Genomic DNA, 17514 nt, shown 5'->3' with positions numbered 1-17514 from the left:
GCCGTAAGCCGAAGCAGCACGTGTTACAAAGGAGTGTGAGAATAAAGCCGTAGCGGTACGGCCTGGTCTGAGGGGATAGTAGGAAGCCGACCAAAATAGGTAAATGTATTAAATGGAAAGTCAACTTTCTAAATCTGGAAATCTACCCGAGAAGGCCAGTGAAGCTGCACTTTCCATGGCAACCGCTATGGATTTGAAATTGTTCAAGGTTTTCAAAGCGGTCGTCGAGTCAGGCGGATTTACCCCAGCCCAGGCAGAATTGAATATTGGGCTGGCGGCCATTAGCAAACAGATCTCGGACCTTGAGATCCGGCTAGGGATGCGTTTATGTACGCGCGGCCGTGAGAAGTTTGGACTCACCGAGCAGGGAAAGGTCATCTATCAAGCCAGCCTGGATTTGTTTTCTGCACTGGATACGTTTCGGGGGCAAGTTGGCAATGTTCGTGGGGAGTTGCTGGGAGACCTGACTATCGCGGTGATTGATAATACGTGCTCGGATCCTAATTCACCGATTGTTCCGGTCTTACGCGCCTGGCGCGAACGCGCCCCTAAAGCTCGGATTAGACTAAGCGTCGCGCCTCTGGAAGAAATCGAGCAAGGTATTCTCAAGGGCCAATTCGCAGCGGGCATTGTTCCGGTCTATACCGAAAAAACCGACTTCGATGCAATGCCCGTCTACAGGGAAGCCGTGGAACTCTACTGTTCCTGCGATCATCCTTTCTTTTCTCTGCAAGACAGTGAAATAAATGACGAGAAGCTCGCCACCGCCGAGTACATCGAACACGTGTACGCTAACCATCAAGACAAATTCAGGCCCATGGGCCCTCGAAACATGAGTGCGGTCGCGACCCAGGTTGAGGCTGTAGCGATGCTGGTACTCACCGGCCGTTACCTGGGCCACCTACCCACGCATTGGGCAAAAAGCTACGTGGATCGCGGCCAGATGCGGTCCCTCAAACCCAGCCGGTTCCGGGTCACCACGCCGTTCAAATTGCTGTACCGCCAGTGTGGCCGAAGCAATCCCTTGCTGGACGTCTTTCTTGAATTAATGGAAAAAGAGGTGGCTCAAGGAGTGCACATGCATATAGCGGGGCAATGACCCAGTCAGCCCCTGCTGGCTCAGCCCTGTGCTTGCTGGCAAGCCTCCTGAAGCGCCTGAAGAAACCGGGCTTCTGCGCGGGTCAAGCGCTGTTCTTTGTTCCACATCAGGCTGATGTCTACCGTGCCCACCTGCTCGGGCGGCAATGGCCATAACAGGTGTTGAGCCTGCTCATACACGGGGTGCGGCAGGCAGCCGATCCCAAACCCGGCCAGCACTAGACGCAGTACCTCCTGGCTATTGGCCGAGCAACCGATGACCGGGCCGTTCCAGCCATGCCGATGGCGAAACTCAGCCAAGGAGTTCAAGGTACCGCCGAGCAAGTCGCTGGTGAACGAGATCACAGGCTCCTGGGCAAGCCTGTCCACTGTAATGCCGGGCTGACCGAATAATGGATGCTCAGGCCCACAGTAGAAGCGGTAGTGCTCGCGGGTCATACGCTGTTGCGCTAACCAGGGATAGTCCGCTCGGCTGATAGCTAAACCGAACGGCTGCGAGCGCTGCTCCAATGCGCTGAGAATCTCATCGTTGGGTAGCACCGTAATCTCAAGTGCAAGGCCGGGGCATTCCCGGTGCAAGCGTGCTAGCGCCCTGTCATAGGCTTCACAGCTGACGCCGTTTATGGAAAGCAGCCGAACGTTACCTACGACCTGTTCGGACGTGGCCTCGAGTGCCGCATCCAGCTGTAAAAATTGACTTTTAACATCATTAGCCAGACGTTGAGCTTCTATCCCTGCAGTGGTCAGCTGAAAGCGCGGGCCCTTGCGCTCGATAAGCGCAGTGCCCAGTTGTTCTTCCAATCGTTTCAGCGCTTGGCTGACGGCAGGTTGTGACAGGTTCAACCGCGCAGCCGCTCGGCTGATGCTCAACTCTTGGGCAATGGCGTGAAAGGTCCGGAGCAGGTTCCAATCGACACGATCACCGGAAGCACGTGATAACGGTTTGGGTAGCCCGAGACTTTTACTCATGGAGGACGTTTCTTTTGGTAAGAAGACGTTTCAAATAGTAACCCATCGGGCTATGACCGGAGGCCCTCTCTTGAACTGCGCCTGCCCGCGCGATGCACAAGTGCAGTGCATTTTCCCGATCCTGCACCGCAATAAGGCGATTTTTATTCACGTTTAAAACTCGTAAGCGCGTGTAACTTGTTGATTATTCTTGCTGCTTATATTCACTATTCAAAATGGCAAATGGAACATGCCCTCGACACTTACAATAATACTGCCAGAGCCTTTCAACTTACGCTAAAAAGCCTGTCAGGAATTCACCATGAGCGCCCGCGTTCACACCAGCATTGATGATTCAGAATGGTCCGCACGCTGTGAACTTGCCGCACTGTATCGCTTGCTTGCGCACTTTCGGATGACCGACTTGATCGATACGCACATCTCGCTTCGGCTGCAAGATGGCTCAGGCCACTTTCTGATCAATCGATACGGGGTGCTCTTTGAGCATATGAGGGCAAGCGACCTGGTTAAAATCGACGTCGAAGGCCATGTAGTGGACTGGGCGTTCCCTGACCATCGGGTAAACCAGGCAGGCTTTGTCATTCATTCGGCTGTCCATGAAGCGCGCGCTGATTTGCACTGCGTGATCCATACCCATACGGCCGCCGGCATCGCCGTGTCTGCGCAGGCACAAGGGCTGCTGCCTATCAGCCAGCACGCCCTGAAGTTCTATAACCGGTTGGGCTATCACCGCTACGAAGGGATCGCTGTACGCACTGCCGAACGCGATCAACTGGTCAAGGACCTCGGCAGCCATAGTGCGATGATCCTCTGTAACCATGGCTTGCTTGCGGCCGGGGCCAGCGTCGCCCACGCTTTCCAGACAATTTTCATGCTGGAGCGGGCGTGTCAGGCGCAGGTTCAAGCGCTCTCCGGGGGGGGTGAGCTGATTATCCCTGACGCCGAGACGTGCGAGTTTACCGCCAGGCAGTTCGACCAGGACGACGAGCTGGGGCTGATCCAGCTCGGCTGGGAGGCTGCCCTCACCTTGATCGATGCGCAGCGAGAGGCCTATTGCTCATGACCCAGGTAGTGCTGGTCGGCCCCGGAAAGGACGTAGAACGGGTTCATAGCGCCATGGCGGCCCTGCGGCCAGCACTCAGCTTCTGTAGACCCGACGAGCCTCAGGCCGCTGAGGCAGACATTGCCATCTGTTGGGCCCCACCCCCCGGCAGCCTGGGCGCCCTCCCCAACCTGCGGCTTATACATTCCGTAGGCGCAGGCGCCGATAACATCATTAGCGAAGTCAGCCGCGACAAGAACGTGCCCATCTGCCGCATTGTGGACCCTGGGCACTGCCAAGGGATGTTCGAGTATGTGTTATGGGGCGTGCTCCATTACCACCGCCACTTTGATTCCATGCTTCAAAACCAGCGCACCGGCACGTGGCAGCGGCCCGCCCAACGCGCCGCTTATGAGACCACGGTAGGCGTAATGGGCCTTGGTACGTTGGGCAAGGCTTGCGCCTCCGGGCTGGCCCGCCTGGGTTTCAACGTGCGCGGCTGGGCGCGGGGCACGCACACGCTGGAAGGCGTTAAAACGTTCGATAGCACCCAATTAGGCGATTTTTTAAGCGGTGTCGATATCCTCATCTGCCTGTTGCCTCTGACCGAGGAGACGCGAGGGATTCTCTGCGCCGATGCCTTTGCCCGATTGGCGCCCGGTGCCGCTGTCATCAATTGCGGGCGAGGCGCTCACCTGCGTGAGGATGATCTGCTGCAAGCGCTAGAGGCCCGTTCCATTCGCGGCGCGTTGCTGGATGTATTTAGTATGGAGCCTTTACCACTGGGGCACCCCTTATGGCAAACCGATGGGGTGATTGTGACGCCCCATGTGGCATCTAGCGCTTCCTTTAAGGTGATTGCCCAACAGATTCTGGACAATATCGACAGGCTGCAAGCGGGTGAGCTTCCGGTCAATCGTGTCGATGGGGAATTGGGTTACTGACAACGCCTCCAGTGGCGTGCGTCAAACACGGCACACCTTTCCATTTCAGAAACTTGGCTTTCCATATGATGTATTTAGCCCCGCGCCGATGGTTCTTATGATTGGATCTAGAAGTTGCTCGCCAATTCATTCACCAAAAATCAATGCATGAAACGCCCTAATTGGGGCAAGAGGCTATTGCCAGCCTATTTCCCGTATTACACGTAGCACCAACGTAGAGAGGCCTTTATGAGCAAAACACTGCACCAGCCGTTGGGTGGTAATGAAATGCCACGCTTCGGTGGTATTGCCACCATGTTGCGCTTGCCTCATGTGGGGACTGCGGAGGGGCTGGACGCAGCCTTCGTAGGGATACCGCTAGATATTGGCACCTCGCTACGTTCAGGCACACGTTTCGGCCCACGAGAAATCCGCGCCGAGTCGGTGATGATACGGCCTTACAATATGGCGACAGGCGCCGCCCCTTTCGACTCGTTGAACGTAGCGGACATCGGCGACGTGGCCATCAATACGTTCAACTTGCTGGACGCCGTGCGGATTATTGAAGAGGCCTACGACGAAATTCTTCAACACCCTGTGGTCCCGTTAACGCTGGGCGGCGACCACACCATCACGTTACCGATTCTGCGCGCGATCCATAAAAAGCATGGCAAAGTTGGCTTGGTGCACATTGATGCGCATGCCGACGTGAATGACCATATGTTCGGCGAAAAGATTGCCCATGGCACAACCTTCCGCCGCGCCGTGGAAGAAGGTTTGCTCGACTGTGATCGCGTCGTCCAGATTGGCCTTCGCGCCCAAGGGTATACGGCCGACGATTTCAACTGGTGTCGCAGGCAAGGCTTCCGCGTGGTGCAAGCTGAAGAGTGCTGGCACAAGTCCCTGACACCCTTGATGGAAGAGGTGCGCGAGAAAGTCGGTGGTGGCCCTGTGTACCTGTCCTTTGACATTGACGGCATCGACCCCGCCTGGGCGCCCGGCACCGGAACCCCTGAGGTCGGTGGGCTGACGACCATTCAAGGCCTGGAAATCATCCGCGGTTGCCAAGGCCTGCAACTGGTAGGGTGCGATGTTGTGGAGGTCTCGCCGCCCTATGACACCACGGGCAATACCTCGTTACTTGGGGCAAACCTGCTGTACGAGATGCTGTGCGTATTGCCGGGTGTCGTGCACCGTTGAAGGGAGCCGTTCAATAGAGGTCGCGACGCCCACGATGCGCCGGCTAGAAATCTCCCGTTTGCCGCGACAGTGGAACCTATTTCCATCGAGCCAAGAAAATGGACCTGTCTTGTTCGTGGGGCGAGCGATGTATCAATTTAGGAATGCTTTCTTCGCTGAGGCCTCTACCGGCAAAAAAGTAGAACCGGTCCTGCTTGGCTTCTTTTGTCCGTTGCTCAATGGCCGAGGCATCCAACGGAACCATTTTCCCGTAGGTTCCTGTCCCAAAGAGACCTTCTGAATCCCTGTGCTTCACGAACTCTGTGCCACGCCCCTCCACCGTCGCTATGCAAATAACCTTCTTGGGTTCCTTGTCCCGATGCCATTGATCAGCCCCCTGGCCTTTAGCACGCCGCAACTGAAACTCTTGGGGCGTCAACTCCTGTTCTGTTCCAGTCAACGCGGTAGCGACGTTTTTGGCCACTTCTGTGGTCGACTTCTCATAGTCAGTTAACTTCAGATCAACAATTTTTCCCACGGCGTGTTCTTGCCATGCCCGGTTAGTGAGGCTGCTTTGCTCACGAAGATAGCTTTTCGTGGTTTCTGATATGGGAACAGTGAAGTAGCCCTTCTCCTTAAGCTTGTCAGTCTTTTGCTGAATAGTCTCCTTGTCCAATTTCAGCTCGTCAAAGGGCTGCGGCTGGGGGTAATACGCCGAAGTGCCTGACCCTCCACGGATTCCATAAGTCATAGTGCTACCTCTTAGCAAATAATGTTTTGAAACACAGAGCCGTTTACGCCATTTGAGGTGGCATCACATGCCACCCTATGAAGGCCCCAACGTTTGTGGCATTAAGCAAAAAGGTGGTTCCATACGCCGGGGCGGTACGTTCCTGGACTGGCTCTCTGAGTGTCAAACCAATATCCAGCTAACCCGCGAGGGTTAAGGCCGGTGGAAACCGGCTAGATACCCATGTTCCAAGCGTTTGCAAGAGAGGATGTCAAGCAATACGCTTGGCATTTGATTGTAGATCAGCACCGGGCTTGGCGACTCGATAACCAATGACACTCTCACGGTTCGCCAGCTCAATCGCACTAGGGTTCAACCCATGCGGCTTCGCTCTCGCTATAGCGGTCTATGTCCGGGCGCAGATCTGGCTCTCTTGGTAAACTGTGAACTCGTTGCGATTGATGCGGACCTGAGCTGTGTAGCTGCTGCTTGGTGTGATCTGATCGTCGCCATGAGAATTGGTACACACGGTGATTCGGTTGGTATAACGCACCAACCACTTGGTAAGAAGCCTCGAAACCCCTGAAAATTGGTACACGACACGTTGACTACATCTACTGCTGAAACGGGCTCAAAGCCAGACACCATGCGGCCTGCGCCATCTCGCCGCTTCAGTGTGGCCCCCATGATGGATTGGACAGACCGCCATTGCCGGTATTTCCTTCGCCAGCTGTCCAAACGCGCATTGCTGTACACCGAAATGGTGACCACCGGTGCGCTGCTTCATGGAGATGCCGCCCGCTTTCTTCAGCACGATGCCGCGGAATACCCTCTGGCACTCCAATTGGGCGGTAGCGTACCGGCGGACTTGGCGGCGTGCGCAAAACTGGCCGAGGCGGCCGGCTATAACGAAGTGAACCTTAACGTGGGCTGCCCCAGCGACCGGGTGCAGAACAACATGATTGGCGCGTGCCTGATGGCGCACCCGGCCCTGGTCGCCGAGTGCATCAAGGCCATGCAGGACGCCGTGGGCATCCCAGTGACCGTCAAGCACCGTATTGGCATCAATGGGCGGGACAGCTATGCGCAACTGTGTGACTTCGTGGGCCAGGTGGCGGCAACCGGCTGCACCAGCTTTACCGCGCATGCCCGCATTGCAATCCTGGAAGGCCTGTCGCCGAAAGAGAACCGCGATATTCCTCCCCTGCGCTACGACGTGGTCGCTCAGTTGAAACAGGATTTCCCAACGCTGGAAATCGTGCTCAACGGGGGCATAAAAACCCTGGAGGAATGCAGCACGCACCTGGCCACATTTGATGGGGTGATGCTGGGCAGAGAGGCGTACCATAACCCTTACCTGCTGGCAGAAGTGGACCAACGCCTGTTCGGCAGTACTGAGGCCGTTATCAGCCGCAGCGAAGCCCTGGCACGCATGCGGCCCTATATCGCCGCCCACCTTGCCTCAGGCGGCGCCATGCACCATGTTACCCGACACATGCTGGGCCTGGCCCAGGGTTTCCACGGGGCTCGGCGGTTCCGCCAGCTATTGTCTGTGGATATCCATAAAACGAACGACCCGCTCGGGTTGCTGGACCAGGCCGCACACTTGCTAGACGGTCGGTAGCCCGGAACCCCCAGAACGTGATGCACTCGAACGTCGTATTCCTCCAGTGCCCCAGGCCGTTGAGCCGCCCGCGCTGCTGAGTTAATGTCGTCAACCCTACAGGACAGAGAACGCTCATGACTTCCAAGCTGGAACAACTGAAACAATTCACCACCATTGTGGCTGATACCGGCGACCTGGACGCCATTAAGCGCCTCAAGCCGCAGGATGCGACCACCAACCCGTCCCTGCTGCTCAAGGCCGCCAGCCTGCCGGGCTACGCTGAGGTGCTGAAGAAGACCATCAGCGAATCCAATGGCGACGTGGGCGTTGCTGCCGATGCGCTGTCGGTTGCCGTGGGTGGAGAAATTCTCAAGTTCATCGACGGCCGTATTTCCACGGAAGTGGATGCGCGTCTGTCCTTCGACACTCAGGCCATGCTCAGCAAGGCCAACCACTTGATCGAGCTGTACGAAAAGGCCGGTGTAAGCAAGGACCGCGTGCTCATCAAGCTGGCGTCTACCTGGGAAGGTATCCGCGCTGCTGAGCAACTCGAAAAAGCTGGCATCCAGTGCAACCTCACCCTGCTCTTCTCCTTTGCCCAGGCCGCTGCGTGCGCCGACGCAGGGGTGTTCCTGATCTCGCCGTTCGTGGGCCGGATCTACGACTGGTACAAAAAAGCCAACAACACCGACTACACCGGCGCAGAAGACCCAGGTGTGCAGTCGGTTACCCGTATTTACAATTACTACAAGGCCAATGACTACAAGACCGTAGTAATGGGCGCCAGCTTCCGTAATACCAGCCAGATCGAACAGCTCGCCGGCTGCGACCGCCTGACCATCAGCCCAGACCTGCTGGACAAGCTGCTGCAAGACGAAGGCAGCCTGGAGCGCAAGCTTCAGCCTGGTACTGGCGGCGAAGCCAAACTGTCCCTGAACGAAGCCCAGTTCCGCTGGCTGTCCAACGAAGATGCCATGGCCACCGAGAAATTGGCCGAAGGTATCCGCCAGTTCGCGCGCGACCAGGAAAAACTGGAAAAGATCATCAAGGAATACAAGGCCTGACAGCGTTACCAGCGACGCCCGCTCGGGCGTCGCTCACAGGCGCTTTGTGGTGCAGCTAACCTACAGGGGCGTCAGCTGCGTTCGAGCGCATTCACCAAGTCATGGAACGCTTCGCGGTTGGAGTCGTTCAAGCCCATCAGGATCTTGTGGGCCTCCAGGACCTTGGAACGCACGATGTCTTCGGACTGATCCTGAGACGGTAGGTCGGTCAGGCATTCTGGGCAAGGAATGGGCCGGTCCACGATGTTGAACACCTGATCGAAGCCCATCGAAGACAGCAGCCGTGTGATGTCTTCGTGCGTGGTCACCACCGTAGGCAGCAAGCCCACCTTTTGCCGAGACAAAATGGAAAGCTTTGCCAGCAGCCCCAGCGTGGTGCTGTCAATGCTGCGCGTTTCGGTCAGGTCGATAACGATCGCCGAAAAGTCCAGCGCGGAGAAAATCCGCTCGATTGTGGCATCCAGCGCGGAACACAGGGTAAGCCGTACCTCCCCCACAAATTTGAGGACAAAGGTGCCGTTCTGCTCGGCAAACTGGATTCTACCGGTACTCATTCAAGGTTCCTGCTTAGCACCATCATGGCGATGTCGTCCGGCATCTCGCCAAGGGTGGCCAATCCGAACGTGCGACGCAAGCCATCCAGACTCCCGCCCGCCGCCTTGACGATTTCCGGCAAGGCCGCTTCTTTATCCCTGAGGGTGTCGCCTGGCAACAGGTCGAGAATGCCATCAGAGAACAACGTGAGGCTGAAACGCTCTGGCAACGCCATCACATGGTTGGTGTAACTGGCCTCATCGAACAAGCCTACGGGTAGGCCACGCCCTTCGAGATAATGCGCCTGTTCGCCGGTGAAGAACACTGGCAAAGGCAAGTGCCCGCCAATGCTGTAGGTCAGGCGGCCCGTGTCTTCGTCGATCACGCCGCCTACCATGGTCACATGCTTGCCTAATTTGCAGTTGATCAAGCCGCGGTTGATATGAGACAGCACATCCGACGGCGTGAAGTCGGGCATCAAGCCATTGCGCCTGGACTCGAACATCAGGCGCGTGGTCATGAATTTCAAGAGCACCGTCACAAAAGCCGACGAGGCACCATGGCCTGAAACGTCTGCCAGGTAGAACGCTACCCGGTGCTCGTCCACACGAAAACAATCCACGAAGTCCCCGGACAGGTACAACGACGGAATGATCTGGTGTTCGAAGCGGTAGTTACCGGTGGCCCAAGGGCTTACCGGCAGCATGTTCATCTGTACCTGCCGGCCAGCGTTCTGGTCTTCCTGCAACAGGTGCAGGCTGGCCTCCAGCTCGCGATTAGCCGTTTCCAGCTTTTCACGATAGCGCTGGTTTTCGCGCATCAACCGCGAGCGGTCCAGGGCACGATGCACAGAGTGCTCCAGCACAGCCAAGTCTTCCAGCGGCTTGATCAGGTAGTCTGCAGCGCCTAGGCGAAGGGACTCGACCGCATCGCTCATCACACCCGCCCCTGACACCACGATGACAGGAACGCTCGGGTCTCGCTCGGCCATTTTGCGGATAATATCCAGGCCACCCAACTGAGGCATGCGCAGGTCGCAGATCACCAGGTCTGGTGGGGTCTGCTCGAATACCTCAAGGCCACGCAGGCCGTTGCTGGCTTGCAGCACGTTGAAACCGCTGTCTTCCAGGTAGGCGGCCAAGCTGGCCCGCACTACGTCGTCATCGTCGATTATGAGCAGCGTTGCACTGGAGTTTTGCATGTGGGCAAACGGCGCCAGAAATGGGTTGGCATCAGGAAGGCTCGGCCGGGGCAGAACGGCATCGCTGGTTTCTTTGCTAGCCCCTCCATCAGGGTGCGCATTATCAGCCCCTTTGGCTGTCAATGGTGGAGGTGCCCTCTAAGGCGCAGACGGTACTCCCATCCGCTTGGCGTTTCAAGCGGGCACCGATGGTCGCAAGGCCCCTTTACACCGTAATTGACGTAGCGTTATAAAACCGTGAAAGTTTTTAGTCCCCCATCAAAGGAAGAGAACATGGGCCAGCTGGACCAGCAGTACAGCGAAAAACGGGATTTTATCCGGATGACAGTCGATGCCGAGGTCACGGCCACGGCACGAGGTCAGCGGATCCAGGCCACATGCCATGACCTTTCCGGCAACGGTATTCAACTGCGTGCCAAATGCGATTGGGCATTGGGCGACAAAGTTGAAGTGCACCTGCCTTCGCACTCTCAGGAACTGGCAGACTACAACGCAATGACCGAGGTGGTACGCGTTGAAGAACTGCCGGACGGCTACCGCATATTGGGCTTGAGCGTTATTCGCCCCTGATACCCGCATCGCAGCAGGGCGCCTGGTAGGGCGCCCTGCTGACAGTGATCAGAAGTCGTCTTCGACTTCGCCATCCTTGACCTTGAACTCGCGATTCTGCAAGTAGGCATTGCGCAGGAACAGGTACTTGTCCCCGTTGATCAGCTTTTCCGCCGGTAGCAAGCTGGCGCGGGTATCAATGATATCTGCCCCCAGAATGGTGTTGCGGGTGGGCACGTGATCAATGTAACGGTATGGGCTGGTCCAGGAATCCGGATACTTGCCAAAGGTGTCACGCACGGTGCTTGGCCCGAAGAACGGCAACATTACATAAGGCCCGCTTGAAACACCCCAGTAGCCCAGGGTTTGACCAAAGTCCTCGTCGCTGCGCTGCAGGCCCATGCGCGAACCTACGTCGAAGAACCCTAGCACCCCGAAGGTAGTGTTGAAGATCAAGCGTGCCGTGTCCTTGCCAGCGGCTGCCGGCTTGGCTTGCAGCACGTTGTTCACTAGGTTGGTGACATCGCCCACGTTATTGAACATGTTGTGGATGCCATCTTCCAGAAACTGCGGCGTCACAGTGTCATACGCCTTGGCCAGCGGCCGCAGCGTGTAGGTATCCAGTGTGTCGTTGAAGCGGAAGATCGCGCGGTTTACGCCTTCCCAGGGATCATCTTCGGCCGCCTGGCTCAAGGCAGGCGCCAATGCCAGCCCAGCCGCAAGGCACGTACCGGCAACGCTATTGAACAGGGCAACACCCTTGCAACGCATAATCAATTCCTCATGAATAAGAGCCACGCCTGCGGCGCCTGCCCGCGTCAAATCGCAGCCAGTATAAGGCTTGATGCCGCCTACATAGGCAACTGAATACGGTAACGCGTTCCACCCCGCCACTGCTTGTGCGGCTGAGAGGGATTTTTTCACAGCCTTGGGCGGTCAATGCTGTGCTGATCTAAAAAGGAGAACAGTATGCCGGCCCTCGAACTGCAAGCCCAACTTGATGCCTTGCGTGAAGAACTTGACCGTAACCCACCCTCCACGCCTGAAGAGCGTGCGGAGCTGACCGACCTTATGGAACAACTGCAGGCTCGGGTCGAGCTTGAAAACGCCACCCATGCCGATAGCCTGGTGGACAATGTCAACTATGCGGCCGAGCGCTTCGAAGTGAAGCACCCAGGCCTGGCTGGCACCTTGCGCAATATCGTGCAGACCCTTGGCAGCATTGGTATCTGATACGGCGTTACTGCCGGGCCAGGCGCGCGTTATCGAACGTCACGTCATGTGTGCTGCGGTAGGGGTTGATGTCCAGCCCGCCGCGGCGCACATAACGCGCGAACACCGTGAGGCGCTCAGGCTTTAGCAGGCGCTTCAGGTCCATGAACACGCGCTCCACGCATTGCTCATGGAAATCCGAATGCTCACGGAAGCTCACCAGGTAGGCCAGGAAACTGGCAGGGTCCAGCGCAGGGCCTGTGTAACTGACGGCCAGGCTGCCCCAGTCGGGTTGGCTGGTAACAGGGCAGTTGGACTTGAGCAAGTGACTGTGCAGGCTTTCTTCCACCACGCGCGAAGTGTCGCAACGCAGCAGCTCGGGGCGTGGCTGGCTGTAATCGGTTGGGAAAATCTCCAGGTCATCCACGCATACCCCAGGCAATACCTTAATACCCTGCGCTTCCACGTCTGACAGCCGCTGAATACGAACCCCTACCGCTTTACCTGCCGCAGCAGAGAGGTCTTTAACCAGGCACGCTTGCACTGCCGCAGTGGTATCAAAGACTGTTTGATTGAGTGAGTTCAGGTACAGCTTGAAGGATTTGCTTTCAATGATGTTCGGCGACTCACAAGGGATCGAGAACTCGGCGATAGCCACCACAGGCTTACCAGACGGCAGCAGCCAGGACAATTCATAGCAGTTCCACAGGTCCACACCCACATAGGGCAAGGTCTCGGCGCTAAGGCCGAGCTCCGCCCATTTGGCGGCCCGTGGAATGGGGAACAGCAACTGGGGTGCATAAGTGGAAACGTACTGGCTGGCTTTGCCCAGAGGCGAATCTTCGGCAGCAGGGTGCATCACGGGTAACCTTAAAACGAGAAGGACACCATTCTACCGGCATGCCCCCCTGCTCTGCACCTCAAGGCCACCCCATCGATCAGGAAATTCTATGGCCTGCATGCAGCGCAGTTCCTTGCCGGTTTACTGACTGTGAACGATGCTTGCTCAACCACTGTGCACCCTACCCACCATTCACCGAGGCCCGCCATGAAAACCGTTGCGCAATTGATGAAGCTCAAAGCCCATCAGGACGTGTTCACGATTCACCCTGACCAGATGGTGCTCGACGCGCTCAAGCAGATGGCAGAAAAGAACGTAGGCGCGCTTCCCGTGGTAGAGGACGGTGTCGTCGTCGGCGTTATCAGTGAGCGTGACTATGCACGCAAGATGGTACTGGCGGGGCGCTCTTCTGCCGGCACGCCTGTAAGGGCGATCATGAGCGCACCGGTCATTACTGTAGGCTTGAACGACAAGGTGGAGGCTTGCATGAATACCATGACCAACGGCCACCTGCGCCATTTGCCGGTGGTAGACGATGGCCGGCTGGTGGGCCTGTTGTCCATTGGCGACCTGGTCAAGGAAGCCATCGATGAACAGGCCAGCCTTATCCAACAGCTGGAGCAATATATTCGAGGCGAATAACGTACAGCCTGAGCTATTCGTACCGCAACGCGTAGGCCGGCTCTATCTGTGACGCCCGCCACGCCGGGTACAAGGTAGCGAGGAAGCTCAATACCAGCCCGGCACCGCTCACCAGCAGCACGTCCTGCCCTTGCAACTGCGAAGGCAGGTTGCTGATGAAGTACACGTCCGACGTAAAGATATGCTGGCCGGTCAGTTTTTCCAGCCAGCCCACCAGTTGGCTGACGTTGAGCGCAACGACAACGCCTAGCACACTGCCGACCAACGTGCCGATCACGCCAATGATGCTGCCCTGTACCATGAAGGTGGCCATTACTTGGCGAGGCGTAGCGCCCAACGTACGTAGGATGGCAATGTCTGCGCCTTTCTCATTGACCACCATCACCAGCGTGGCAATGATGTTGAAGGCCGCTACCGCTACGATCATCAGCAACAACAGGCCGATCATGGTTTTTTCCATCTTCATGGCGCTGAACAGGCTGCCTTGGGTGTGGGTCCAGTCATCCGGGCGATAGCCCTGCCCCAGCCCGGCCACCACCTGCTTGGCCACCTCAGGCGCTGCCCATAGGTCCCGTACCTTCAAGCGCACACTTTGTACCTGGCCTGGCGCCCACTTCTGGATCTGGCCGGCATCGGCCATGTGGATCATGGCCAGCGAACCGTCGATTTCCGCCCCTACCCGGAAGATGCCCACCACGTTAAGCCGCTGCATCCGCGGTGTGATCCCACCGGGGGCGCTGCTTAACTCCGGCACGATAAGGGTGAGTTTGTCACCTACGCTCAAGCGGAAGCGCCGAGCCGTGATATCGCCGATGACCACACCGAACTCCCCCGGTACCAGGGCCTGGAGGCTGCCCTGGGTGATGTGGCTGGCGACAATGGACACCTTGCCTTCCTCTGCAGGGTCAATCCCGCTGAGTTGTATCGGCTGCATGGCGCCTTTGTAGGACAGCATCCCATCCAGCTCGGTAAAAGGTGCGGCGGCAACCACCTCCGGGTTGCGCAACGCGGCCTGGGCAACGGGGCGCCAATCGTCCAGGGGCTTGTCTCCCACGATGGTGGCGTGGGGAACCATGCCCAGGATGCGGGCACTCATTTCACGCTGGAAGCCATTCATCACCGACAGCACCACGATCATGGCCAGCACGCCCAACCCTAGGCCGATCATGGAGGTCATGGAAATGAACGAAATGAAATGGTTGCGGCGCTTGGCCCGGGTGTAGCGGGCGCCGATAAAAATAGGCAGGGGTCTGAACATGGCAGCACCGTAGCAGTGGCAGGGGCAACACGTGCGCCCTGCAGGTCAAAGAGGCGCCAGGCGGCCTTCGGCGAGTTTCAATACGCGGTCCATCTGCCGGGCCAGCGCCAGGTCATGGGTGACCACGAGAAAGGCGGTGCGCAACGAGCGGCTGAGCTCCAGCATCAGGTCCTGGATACCCTGAGCGGTATGCTGATCCAGGTTACCAGTGGGTTCGTCCAGCATCACCAGCCCGGGCTCGTTCACCAGCGCGCGAGCGATGGCAACCCGTTGACGCTCACCGCCGGACAATTCCGCCGGCTTATGGGCCAGGCGGTGCCCCAAGCCCACGCGCTCCAGCAAGGCGGTGGCACGGCGACGGGCTTCGGGAATAGGCGTACGGCCGATCAGCAACGGCATGCACACGTTCTCAAGGGCCGTGAATTCTGCCAGCAGATGGTGGAACTGGTACACAAAGCCCAACGCCCGGTTGCGCAGCAGGCCACGGTCACGCTCGTTCAAGGCCGACAGTTGCTCACCTGCCAGCCACACGCTGCCCTGGCTGGGCGTGTCCAGCCCACCCAGCAGGTTGAGCAACGTACTTTTGCCGGAACCGGACGTGCCCACAATGGCCACGCGTTCACCTGCGTGGAGTTCCAGCTCCAGGTTGGACAGCACCACTACCGATTCCGGGCCCTCATCGTAGGACTTGCCCAGGTTGCGGCAGCTCAGTACAGCGTTATCACTCATGCCCGACTCACTCATAACGTAGCGCCTCCGCAGGCTGGGTGCGCGCTGCACGCCAGGCCGGGTACAACGTGGCAAGAAAACTCAAGGCCAGCGCTGCGCCGCATACCAGGGCGACATCCCCGGCCATCAGCTGCGATGGTATGTAATCGATAAAGTAGACGTCCGGGTTGAGAAACTTATGCCCGATCAACCCTTCGAGGCCAGCGATGGCCCGGCTGACATTGAGGGCGCCCAGCATGCCCAGCGCACCGCCAACCAGCGTACCTATCACACCGATGATGGTGCCTTGCACCATGAACACGCCCATCACCTGGCGCGGGGTCATGCCCAGCGTGCGCAGGATGGCAATGTCGCCGCGCTTGTCGTTCACCACCATCACCAGCGTGGAAATGATGTTGAAGGCCGCTACCGCCACGATCAGCAGCAACAGCAGGCCAATCATGTTTTTCTCCATGCGGATGGCTTGGTACAGGTTACCGTGGGTGCGTGTCCAGTCGCGGGTGTAATAGTCATCCCCCAGCTGTTGGGCCAGGGTATAGGCACCGCGAGGCGCCTGGAACAGGTCGTCGAACTTCAGGCGCAGCCCTTGTACCTGGCCAGGCTTCCACCTGTGCAGGCGCCCTAGGTCCTCCAGGTTGGCCAAGCCCAGGTAGCCGTCGATCTCGCCGGCGCCGACGTGGAAAATGCCCGTGATGGTAAAGCGCTTCATGCGCGGGAACATGCCGGCCGGGGTAACGGTGACTTCTGGCGCCACGAAGGTCACCTTGTCACCGACCTTCACACCCAGCTTGGTGGCGGCCTTGTCACCGATCATCAGGCCAAAGCTGCCGGTGGCCAGGTCTGCCAAGGTGCCCTGGCGCAAAAAGGCGTCCACGATGGAAACCTTGGGCTCCAGTGCAGGGTCAATGCCGTTGAGCAATACCTTCTGCACTTGCCCGTTGTTGGTCAGCAGCCCCTGTAACTGGGTAAAGGGCGCAACGGCAGCCACCCCAGGGTAACGAGCGGCCTTGGCAGCCAGTGCCTGCCAGTCAGCGATAGGCTGGCTGGCCTCGATAGTGGCGTGGGGCACCATGCCCAGCACGCGGTTACGCATCTCGCGGTCGAACCCGTTCATGACCGACAGCACCACGATCATCACGATCACGCCCAGCGCAAGGCCGGTCATGGAGGTCAGGGAAATGAAGGAAACAAAATGATTCCGACGCTTGGCGCGGGTGTAGCGCGCGCCAATGAAGGCAAATAGAGGTCTGAACATTTAAGGGCTTGTTCGAGTGAAAGAAACATCCGTGTGGCGACGCCGCTGTGGCGGCCGTACACTCGGACCACAACCGCCTAACTGGGTTCGCCATGTCAACAACTGATGAATCAGAACGCCGCGAATACTACCGTATCGAGGACCGTATCGCACTTGAAATCACCCCCTTGAGCGGCGTCGACAGCACGCCGCCAGAGGCTTCTCCACTGTTCAGCCTGTTGAGCGAGCTGCACCTGAGCGAGTTCGAATCCCAGCACCTGTTGCGCCAGCTGGGGGACGCCAACCGAGGGCTGAGCGGGTTTCTCAAAGCGCAGAACAAGCGTATCGACGTGCTGAGCCAAGTGCTGGCGCACATGTTGATGGGCACATTGAGCGATCCTCAGCCGGTAGTGATTTCCGAAGCCGGGCTGGATTTCCAGCACCCTGCCCGGTTCGCACCTGGTACGCAGCTGGACTTGAAAATGGCCTTCCCGCCTCAGGCGCTCGGCATGATGTTGCGCGCTCGTGTCGTGCATTGTGACGCGCTGGCCGAAGGCAATTTCGCCATTGGCGTGGAATTTGAAGGCAGCACCGACGCTCAGCGCCAGCTACTGGCGCGCTACGTGTTGCAGAAACAGGCGATGGAACGTCGCCAGGCCCTGGACCAAGCACTGGATGCGGTCTGATTTTCACTCATTCAAGG

At 58.0% G+C, this 17514-nt stretch carries 19 protein-coding genes; 10 read left to right on the top strand and 9 right to left on the bottom strand.

What is annotated here, in order from left to right; all coding sequences use genetic code 11:
* Nucleotides 1–112 precede the first annotated feature (112 nt).
* Nucleotides 113–1099, top strand: coding sequence for a LysR family transcriptional regulator (locus ACSAMW_RS21685; protein WP_500592019.1), 987 nt, complete (start codon nt 113–115; stop codon nt 1097–1099).
* A gap of 20 nt (nt 1100–1119) precedes the next feature.
* Here ACSAMW_RS21685 and ACSAMW_RS21680 read toward each other — a convergent pair whose 3' ends face one another.
* Nucleotides 1120–2067 carry a LysR family transcriptional regulator gene (locus tag ACSAMW_RS21680; RefSeq protein WP_500592018.1) on the bottom strand — a complete coding sequence of 316 codons (948 nt, stop codon included), beginning with the start codon at nt 2065–2067 and terminating at the stop codon, nt 1120–1122.
* A 301-nt stretch (nt 2068–2368) separates the two neighbouring features.
* On the opposite strand from ACSAMW_RS21680, the gene ACSAMW_RS21675 reads away from it, so the two are divergent.
* The 3 genes from ACSAMW_RS21675 to speB all read left to right on the top strand — a co-directional run bounded on the left by ACSAMW_RS21675 (nt 2369) and on the right by speB (nt 5232).
* Entirely contained in the window at nt 2369–3130 is a 762-nt protein-coding gene (locus ACSAMW_RS21675) for a class II aldolase/adducin family protein (protein ID WP_500592017.1), read from the top strand.
* Nucleotides 3127–4053 (top strand): 2-hydroxyacid dehydrogenase, encoded by a 927-nt coding sequence (locus tag ACSAMW_RS21670; RefSeq protein WP_500592016.1) that lies wholly within the window; start codon nt 3127–3129, stop codon nt 4051–4053. Before ACSAMW_RS21675 ends, ACSAMW_RS21670 begins: the two co-directional genes overlap by 4 nt.
* 228 nt (nt 4054–4281) lie before the next feature.
* A complete protein-coding gene (speB, locus tag ACSAMW_RS21665) occupies nt 4282–5232 on the top strand; it encodes an agmatinase (protein ID WP_500592015.1) in 951 nt (316 codons plus the stop codon).
* 76 nt (nt 5233–5308) lie between these two features.
* On the opposite strand, the gene ACSAMW_RS21660 is transcribed toward speB, so the two are convergent.
* Complete coding sequence (locus ACSAMW_RS21660; protein ID WP_500592014.1) at nt 5309–5962, bottom strand: type III effector HopAZ1; 654 nt, start codon at nt 5960–5962, stop codon at nt 5309–5311.
* 625 nt (nt 5963–6587) lie between these two features.
* On the opposite strand from ACSAMW_RS21660, the gene dusA reads away from it, so the two are divergent.
* Both dusA and tal read left to right on the top strand, forming a co-directional pair.
* On the top strand, nt 6588–7565 hold the full coding sequence (gene dusA, locus ACSAMW_RS21655) for a tRNA dihydrouridine(20/20a) synthase DusA (RefSeq protein ID WP_500592013.1): 978 nt from the start codon (nt 6588–6590) through the stop codon (nt 7563–7565).
* Between the two features lie 116 nt (nt 7566–7681).
* On the top strand, nt 7682–8611 hold the full coding sequence (tal, locus tag ACSAMW_RS21650; RefSeq protein WP_500592012.1) for a transaldolase: 930 nt from the start codon (nt 7682–7684) through the stop codon (nt 8609–8611).
* Between the two features lie 71 nt (nt 8612–8682).
* Here the strand turns inward: tal and rssC are convergent, their stop codons facing one another.
* Entirely contained in the window at nt 8683–9165 is a 483-nt protein-coding gene (rssC, locus tag ACSAMW_RS21645) for an anti-sigma factor antagonist RssC (RefSeq protein WP_168084252.1), read from the bottom strand.
* On the bottom strand, nt 9162–10346 hold the full coding sequence (rssB, locus tag ACSAMW_RS21640; RefSeq protein ID WP_500592011.1) for a two-component system response regulator RssB: 1185 nt from the start codon (nt 10344–10346) through the stop codon (nt 9162–9164). The genes rssC and rssB overlap by 4 nt, the downstream gene beginning before the upstream one ends.
* A gap of 273 nt (nt 10347–10619) precedes the next feature.
* On the opposite strand from rssB, the gene ACSAMW_RS21635 reads away from it, so the two are divergent.
* Nucleotides 10620–10916 carry a PilZ domain-containing protein gene (locus ACSAMW_RS21635; RefSeq protein WP_500592010.1) on the top strand — a complete coding sequence of 99 codons (297 nt, stop codon included), beginning with the start codon at nt 10620–10622 and terminating at the stop codon, nt 10914–10916.
* Nucleotides 10917–10964: 48 nt separating this feature from the next.
* On the opposite strand, the gene ACSAMW_RS21630 is transcribed toward ACSAMW_RS21635, so the two are convergent.
* Complete coding sequence (locus ACSAMW_RS21630) at nt 10965–11666, bottom strand: MlaA family lipoprotein (RefSeq protein ID WP_168084249.1); 702 nt, start codon at nt 11664–11666, stop codon at nt 10965–10967.
* Between the two features lie 198 nt (nt 11667–11864).
* On the opposite strand from ACSAMW_RS21630, the gene ACSAMW_RS21625 reads away from it, so the two are divergent.
* Nucleotides 11865–12128 carry a DUF4404 family protein gene (locus tag ACSAMW_RS21625; protein WP_168084248.1) on the top strand — a complete coding sequence of 88 codons (264 nt, stop codon included), beginning with the start codon at nt 11865–11867 and terminating at the stop codon, nt 12126–12128.
* 7 nt (nt 12129–12135) lie between these two features.
* On the opposite strand, the gene queF is transcribed toward ACSAMW_RS21625, so the two are convergent.
* Nucleotides 12136–12966: an NADPH-dependent 7-cyano-7-deazaguanine reductase QueF gene (queF, locus tag ACSAMW_RS21620; protein ID WP_500592009.1), complete on the bottom strand. Its 831-nt coding sequence runs from the start codon at nt 12964–12966 to the stop codon at nt 12136–12138.
* A 189-nt stretch (nt 12967–13155) separates the two neighbouring features.
* On the opposite strand from queF, the gene ACSAMW_RS21615 reads away from it, so the two are divergent.
* Nucleotides 13156–13590: a CBS domain-containing protein gene (locus ACSAMW_RS21615; protein WP_500592008.1), complete on the top strand. Its 435-nt coding sequence runs from the start codon at nt 13156–13158 to the stop codon at nt 13588–13590.
* 13 nt (nt 13591–13603) lie between these two features.
* Here the strand turns inward: ACSAMW_RS21615 and ACSAMW_RS21610 are convergent, their stop codons facing one another.
* From ACSAMW_RS21610 to ACSAMW_RS21600, 3 genes are read right to left on the bottom strand one after another with little or no spacing between them, the layout of a single operon-like run.
* Nucleotides 13604–14848 (bottom strand): lipoprotein-releasing ABC transporter permease subunit, encoded by a 1245-nt coding sequence (locus ACSAMW_RS21610; protein WP_500592007.1) that lies wholly within the window; start codon nt 14846–14848, stop codon nt 13604–13606.
* Nucleotides 14849–14893: 45 nt separating this feature from the next.
* Nucleotides 14894–15577 (bottom strand): lipoprotein-releasing ABC transporter ATP-binding protein LolD, encoded by a 684-nt coding sequence (gene lolD, locus ACSAMW_RS21605; RefSeq protein ID WP_178088947.1) that lies wholly within the window; start codon nt 15575–15577, stop codon nt 14894–14896.
* A 7-nt stretch (nt 15578–15584) separates the two neighbouring features.
* A complete protein-coding gene (locus ACSAMW_RS21600; RefSeq protein WP_500592006.1) occupies nt 15585–16832 on the bottom strand; it encodes a lipoprotein-releasing ABC transporter permease subunit in 1248 nt (415 codons plus the stop codon).
* Nucleotides 16833–16924: 92 nt separating this feature from the next.
* Between ACSAMW_RS21600 and ACSAMW_RS21595 the strand changes: the two genes are divergently transcribed.
* On the top strand, nt 16925–17497 hold the full coding sequence (locus ACSAMW_RS21595; RefSeq protein WP_500592005.1) for a PilZ domain-containing protein: 573 nt from the start codon (nt 16925–16927) through the stop codon (nt 17495–17497).
* Nucleotides 17498–17514: the final 17 nt, after the last annotated feature.

The sequence above is a fragment of the Pseudomonas sp. AB39(2026) genome (assembly GCF_059831485.1).
The sequence above is the reverse complement of the archived record's forward strand: the minus strand, read 5'-3'. Positions and strand labels throughout refer to the sequence as shown.